Source organism: Streptomyces sp. MB09-01 (assembly GCF_033794505.1).
Lineage (GTDB): Bacteria > Actinomycetota > Actinomycetes > Streptomycetales > Streptomycetaceae > Streptomyces.
Genome location: NZ_JARAYQ010000372.1, coordinates 1 through 6,114, shown reverse-complemented (window position 1 = coordinate 6,114; position 6,114 = coordinate 1). Strand labels below are relative to the sequence as shown.

At 71.6% G+C, this 6,114-nt stretch carries 4 protein-coding genes; 3 read left to right on the top strand and 1 reads right to left on the bottom strand.

Going from position 1 to position 6,114, the window contains the following annotated elements:
• Positions 1-3: 3 nt before the first annotated feature.
• On the top strand, positions 4-1,095 hold the full coding sequence (locus PV721_RS40100) for an S-adenosylmethionine:tRNA ribosyltransferase-isomerase (protein ID WP_319733311.1): 1,092 nt from the start codon (positions 4-6) through the stop codon (positions 1,093-1,095).
• A 285-nt stretch (positions 1,096-1,380) separates the two neighbouring features.
• Positions 1,381-2,037, top strand: a complete 657-nt coding sequence (locus PV721_RS40095; RefSeq protein ID WP_319733307.1) for a transglycosylase SLT domain-containing protein — start codon at positions 1,381-1,383, stop codon at positions 2,035-2,037.
• A gap of 105 nt (positions 2,038-2,142) precedes the next feature.
• Here PV721_RS40095 and PV721_RS40090 read toward each other — a convergent pair whose 3' ends face one another.
• Positions 2,143-4,638: an FHA domain-containing protein gene (locus tag PV721_RS40090; RefSeq protein ID WP_319733309.1), complete on the bottom strand. Its 2,496-nt coding sequence runs from the start codon at positions 4,636-4,638 to the stop codon at positions 2,143-2,145.
• Positions 4,639-4,891: 253 nt separating this feature from the next.
• On the opposite strand from PV721_RS40090, the gene PV721_RS40085 reads away from it, so the two are divergent.
• A partial coding sequence (locus PV721_RS40085; RefSeq protein ID WP_319733305.1) for a streptophobe family protein occupies positions 4,892-6,114 on the top strand: 1,223 nt, incomplete at its 3' end.

Below are 6,114 nucleotides of genomic sequence, written 5' to 3'. Positions count from 1 at the left end.
GGGCTGTATATACCGGACATTCCGCCGGAGCTGCTGGCCCGGGTTCCGGCCGAGCAGCGGGGGCCGGGGCTCGGGCGGGACGCGGTACGGCTACTGGTGTCCGGGGGCGGCGGAGAGGTGTCGCTGCACGCCTTCCGGGAGCTGCCGGAGCTGATGCGGGCCGGGGACGTACTGGTGGTGAACACGTCGACGACGCTGGCGGCCGCCGTGGACGCCCGGCTCGGCGGCGAGGAGCTGGTGGTGCACTTCTCGACCCGGGGCGACGACGGCCGCTGGGCGGTGGAGCTGCGCGCCCCGGCGGGCGGGGGCACGACGCGGCCCCGCGCCGGGGGCCCCGCGGGGGCACTGGTGGAGCTGCCGGACGGGCAGGGCCTCGTACTGGAGGAGCCGCTGGCGGCCGGGGCGGACCAGCTGTGGTGGGCGCGGCCCGTACGGCAGCGGGACGGGGTACCGGCGCTCCTGCGGGCGTACGGGAGGCCGATCCGGTACGGGTACACGGAGCGGGACCAGCCGCTGTCGGCCCACCAGACGGTGTTCGCGGTGCCGGCCGCCGACGGGTCGGGCTCGGCGGAGATGCCGAGTGCGGGGCGGCCCTTCACGGCGGAGCTGGTGGCGCGGCTGGTCAGCCGGGGGGTGCAGTTCGCGCCGCTGACCCTGCACACGGGGGTGTCCTCGCAGGAGGCGCACGAGCCGCCGTACCCGGAGCGGTACGAGGTGCCGGCGACCACGGCGTGGCTGGTGAACGCCGCCAGGGCCAGCGGGGGGAGGGTGATCGCGGTGGGGACCACGGCGGTGCGGGCCCTGGAGTCGGCCGCGGACGCCCGCGGGGTGGTGCGCCCGGCCGGCGGGTGGACCGATCTGGTGGTGACGCCGGAGCGCGGGGTGCGGGTGGTGGAAGGGCTGCTGACCGGGCTGCACGAGCCGGAGGCGTCCCACCTGCTGATGCTGGAGGCGGTCGCGGGCCGGGCCGCCGTACGGCTCGGGTATGCCGAGGCACTGGCCCGTCTCTGCCTTTGGCACGAGTTCGGGGACGTCCATCTGCTACTCAAGGATGAGAAGCGTGACGGATTGAATTGCTCCCGCAACGCACAGTGAGACCGTTACGTGCCCGATGTGAGCCCGCGCATAGGACGCACATCACTTACGAAGCTCCCTAGTGGACGGGTAAAGGTCCTGTCAGCACGGGCGCGCGTAGCGCCGGGGCCGGAATTCCGGCCTCGGCGACCGCCCCTGATCCACTAAGCGGGATCGTACGTCACACCTTTGCCACAGCTTTTTGCCACCGCTAAGAATTGCCCTCGTCGCACAGCGCCGCGGCGGATCCCCGGATCCTCGTGGCGCTTTCCTGCGGCTCCCGCGATTCGAAGAGGTTGCCCCGCCATGTCTGCTTCCAGCACTCCCGGTCACAGTCGTCTGACGAAGGCACACAAGCTGTCCATTGCCGGCGTCGCCACGTTCAGTGCCGCCGCGCTCGCCTTCTCCCTCGTCCCGGCCGACACCGCCGAGGCCGGGACGGTCAACGCCGCTCCCGTCGCCTGGACCAAGGTCGTCGACGCCGCGCAGACGCAGGCCGTACAGCAGCACCTCTCCGTGCAGCAGGTCGTCGCCGACAAGAAGGCCAAGGACGCGGAGAAGGCCAAGGCCGAGGCCGCCGCGAAGAAGGCCCGCGCGCAGAAGGAGGCCGCGAGCCGCTCCGCCGCCCGCACCCCCGTCTTCGCGAACAACCTGGACGGCTGGATCAAGGAAGCCCTCTTCATCATGAAGAAGGAGGGCATTCCGGGCACCTACGCCGGAATCCACCGCAACATCATGCGCGAGTCCAGCGGCAACCCGATGGCGATCAACAACTGGGACATCAACGCCCAGAACGGCATCCCCAGCAAGGGTCTGCTCCAGGTCATCCTTCCGACCTTCAAGGCGTACCACGTCAAGGGCACGAAGTTCGACCAGTACGACCCGGTCGCCAACATCGTCGCCGCCTGCAACTACGCGGCCGACCGCTACGGCTCGATGGACAACGTCAACAGCGCCTACTAGGCCACTGGCGTAGCCCCAAGCCCCCCACGCGCGCCTCAGGGCGGCACCCGGACTTCCGGGTGCCGCCCTGAGGCGTTTCGTGCGTGAGGTCCTCCCTGCCGCGGGCTACTTGCCGGCCCGCATGACCTCCGGCTCGTGGCGGCGCAGCAGGCGCTGGACCGCGAAACCGCAGGCGATGCCGATGAGCAGCAGGATGGTGATGTTCAGGCTCCACTGGCCGACCGTCGCGTCCCACAGCGGGTCCGTGTTGGTCGGGTTGTCGGCGTCCCACGGCGGCATGAGCTGGCCGAGGTTCAGCGTGGTGCCGGCGGCGGCGATGGCCCAGCGGGACGGCATCAGCCAGGCGAACTGCTCCAGGCCCGGCGAGTCGTAGACCTGGAAGAGGATGCCGGTGAACACGACCTGGACGATCGCGAACATGACCAGCAGCGGCATGGTCTTCTCGGCGGTCTTCACCAGCGAGGAGATCACCAGGCCGAACATCATCGAGGTGAAGCCGAGCGCGATGACCGACAGGCAGATCTCGACGGCCGGCGGCATCAGCAGGCCCTCGGCGGGCAGGTCGCGCGGGAAGAAGCCGATCGCGCAGATGATCACGCCCTGGATGGCCGTGATGATGCCGAGGACGATCACCTTCGACATGAGGTACGCGGACCGGTAGAGGCCGGTCGCCCGCTCACGCTCGTAGATGACGCGTTCCTTGATCAGCTCGCGGACCGAGTTGGCGGCGCCCGAGAAGCACATGCCGACCGCGAGGATCAGCATGATCGTGCCGGCGTCCCCGTTGAAGCGGGACGGCGCGACCGGCGGCGCGAGGCCGAACTTCGCGGGGATCACCGTGGAGACCACGCCCAGGACCGCGGGCAGCAGCACCATCAGGGCCAGGAAGCCCTTGTCCGAGGCGATCACCGAGACGTAGCGGCGGATCAGCGTCCACAGCTGCGAGCCCCAGCCCTGCGGCTTGGTCGGGCGCATCTGCTGGACCGGCGGCATGGCGACCGACTGGGGCGCGACCGCGTCGATGTCGGCGGCGTACAGCTGGTAGTGCTGGGAGCCCTTCCAGCGGCCGGCCCAGTCGTAGTCGCGGTAGTTCTCGAAAGCCGAGAACACGTCCGCCCACGTGGTGTAGCCGAAGAAGTTCAGCGCCTCGTCCGGCGGACCGAAGTACGCGACCGAACCGCCCGGCGCCATGACCAGCAGCTTGTCGCAGATGGCCAGCTCGGCCACCGAGTGGGTGACGACGAGGACCGTGCGGCCGTCGTCGGCCAGGCCGCGCAGCAGCTGCATGACGTCGCGGTCCATGCCCGGGTCGAGGCCGGAGGTCGGCTCGTCCAGGAAGATCAGCGACGGCTTGGTGAGCAGCTCCAGGGCCACGGACACGCGCTTGCGCTGACCACCCGAGAGCGCGGTGATCTTCTTGTCCTTGTGGATGTCGAGCTTGAGCTCGCGCAGCACCTCGTCGATGCGTGCGGCGCGCTCGGACTCGGCGGTGTCGCCGGGGAAGCGGAGCTTGGCCGCGTACTTCAGCGCCGTCCGTACGGTCAGCTCCTTGTGCAGGATGTCGTCCTGCGGAACCAGGCCGATGCGCTGGCGGAGCTCCGCGAACTGCTTGTACAGGTTGCGGTTGTCGTACAGGACGTCGCCCTGGTCGGCGGGCCGGTAGCCGGTCAGCGCCTTGAGCAGCGTCGACTTGCCGGAGCCGGAGGGGCCGATGACGCCGATCAGCGACTTCTCGGGGACGCCGAAGGTGACGTCCTTGAGGATCTGCTTGCCGCCCTCGACCGTGACCGTGAGGTGGCGGGCCGAGAAGGAGACCTCGCCGGTGTCGACGAACTCCTCGAGGCGGTCGCCGACGATCCGGAACGTCGAGTGGCCGACGCCGACGATGTCGTTCGGGCCGAGCAGCGCCGTGCCGGACTTGGCCAGCGCCTGGCCGTTGACGTACGTGCCGTTGTGGCTGCCGAGGTCATGGATCTCGAAGCGGCCGCCGGGCATCGAGCGGAACTCGGCGTGGTGGCGGGAGACCTGGAGGTCGGAGACCACCAGCTCGTTCTCCAGCGCACGGCCGATCCGCATGACGTGGCCCAGCGAAAGCTGGTGGAACGTCGTCGGGCTGCGGTCGCCGTAGGCCGGGGCCCCGCCCTGCGCCGGACGCGGCGCGCCGCCGCCCTGCTGGTGCGGGAGGTGCGCCTGCGGCTGCTGTTGGTACGGAGCCTGCTGCTGCTGTTCCCAGGCCTGCTGCTGGGGCTGCTGGTGCGGCGCCTGGTACGCCGGGGCCTGCGGCTGGGCGTAGGCCGGGGCCTGCTGGGCCACGGCCGGCTGCGGCGCGGCGGCGGCGCTCAGGTTCAGCCGCGGGCCGTCGGTCGCGTTGCCCAGGTGGACCGGCGTGCCGGGCACGAGCTGGGTCTGCTGGACCCGCGCCCCGTGCACGTAGGTGCCGTTGGTGCTGCCGTGGTCCTCGATGCCCCAACTCTGGCCGTTCCAGGCGATGGTGGCATGCCGCCACGACACCCGCGCGTCGTCGATCACCACGTCTCCCTGGGGATCACGCCCCAGCGAGTACGACCTGGACGGATCGAGCGTCCAGGTCCTTCCATTCAATTCCAGTACGAGTTCCGGCACTCCAGCCCCACTTAAGTCCCCCGAGAATCCCCCATGACGTCAGGGAGTCTAGGGATGGCGAACATCCGGGGGAACTATTTCAGGCCCGCAGCCGTATGTGGAATCCGGGCCTTGCCGGGGCGTCTACGCCTGCCCGTTGACGGGGTCGAAAGTCACCCGGAGAGTGAGATACGGGACTTCTCGCCCGGAGGTCCCCTCGCGTACCGCTCGGTAGGCATCGGGGGTTCACCGCATGCGCCGCATTCGTTGGGGAGACGTGCTCGTGTCCGCGGTCGCCGCCGTGGGCTGGTGCCTGATCGTGATGGCGGGGGTGGCCGGGCTGGGGCTGCGCCTGCTGGGCGCCGACGCCGCGGGAGGGTCGCTCGGGGCGATGACGGCCGCCGTGGTGGTCCTCGCGGTCGGCGGCACCGTGACCCCCTCGGGCGACGTGTCGGCCTTCGGGGTCGTCGGGGCGGGTGCCGAAACCTCCCTGGACGTCATGCCCTTGGGGGTGGCGCTGGCCGGGGCGCTGGTCCTGGGGTGCGTCTTCGCACGCTCGCTCCGGGCCGGGGCGGGCCCCGGTGAGACGGCCGCCCGGGTCCTCGTGCTCACGGCGCTGTTCGTCGCCACGGCGGGCGGGCTGGCGTGGGCCGGACACGACGTGGTCACCCTCGACGGCACGGTGCGGCCCGAGACCCCGGCGAAGATGGAGATCCCGGGGATCGGGGACATCGGCGGGCTGCTCCCGGACCGCATCGGGGACCTGATCGAGACGAGGACCCGGATCGGGTTCTCGGTGGAGACCGGGCCGACGCTGCTGGGCGCGGGGCTGTGGGCGCTGGCCGTGCTGGCGGTGGCCCTGCTGGTCTCGCGGCGCGGGCCGGCCGCGCTCGCCCGGATCCGCCCGGCCGCCTCGGCGGTGGTGGCGATGCTGCTGGTGGCGGTGGCGGCCGGACTGGCCGCGTCGGTGTGGGCGGCGCTGGGGGACGCCCATCCGCGGCGGGTCATCGGGGCCGCGCTGCTGGGGGCGCCGAACGGAAGCTGGCTGGGCGTGCTGCTGGGGCTGTTCGTACCGGTGCGCGGCCGCGCCGAGGGGGAGCCGGCCCGGCTGCTGCCGGATCCGCTGGACGATCTGCTGGCCGTGTCCGCGCAGGAGCCGGTGACGGTGGCCCGCCTCGCGGAGTACGACGGCCGGGTCTGGCTGCTGGTCGCGGGGGCGGCCCTGCTGGTGCTCTACGCGGGACTACTGGCAGCCGTACGGACTCCCGTACGCGCTGCGCGGCGCGGGGTGCTCGGGTGCGCGGCGCGGCTGTCGGCGGTGACGGCGGCGGCCCTGGCGGGGCTGGTGTGGCTGACCGGGCTCTCGGCGGACGCGTCGCCGGCGGTGCTCGGGGTGGACGCGGTCGACGCGGGGGTCGAGCTGCGGGGATCCCTTCCGCTCGCCCTCGTGCTGGGCGCGGTGTGGGGGGCGGTGGC

Excerpts from the sequence above, each read along its gene's own strand:
- PV721_RS40095 (WP_319733307.1), top strand. The coding sequence starts at position 1,381 with ATGTCTGCTTCCAGCACTCCCGGTCACAGTCGTCTGACGAAGGCACAC.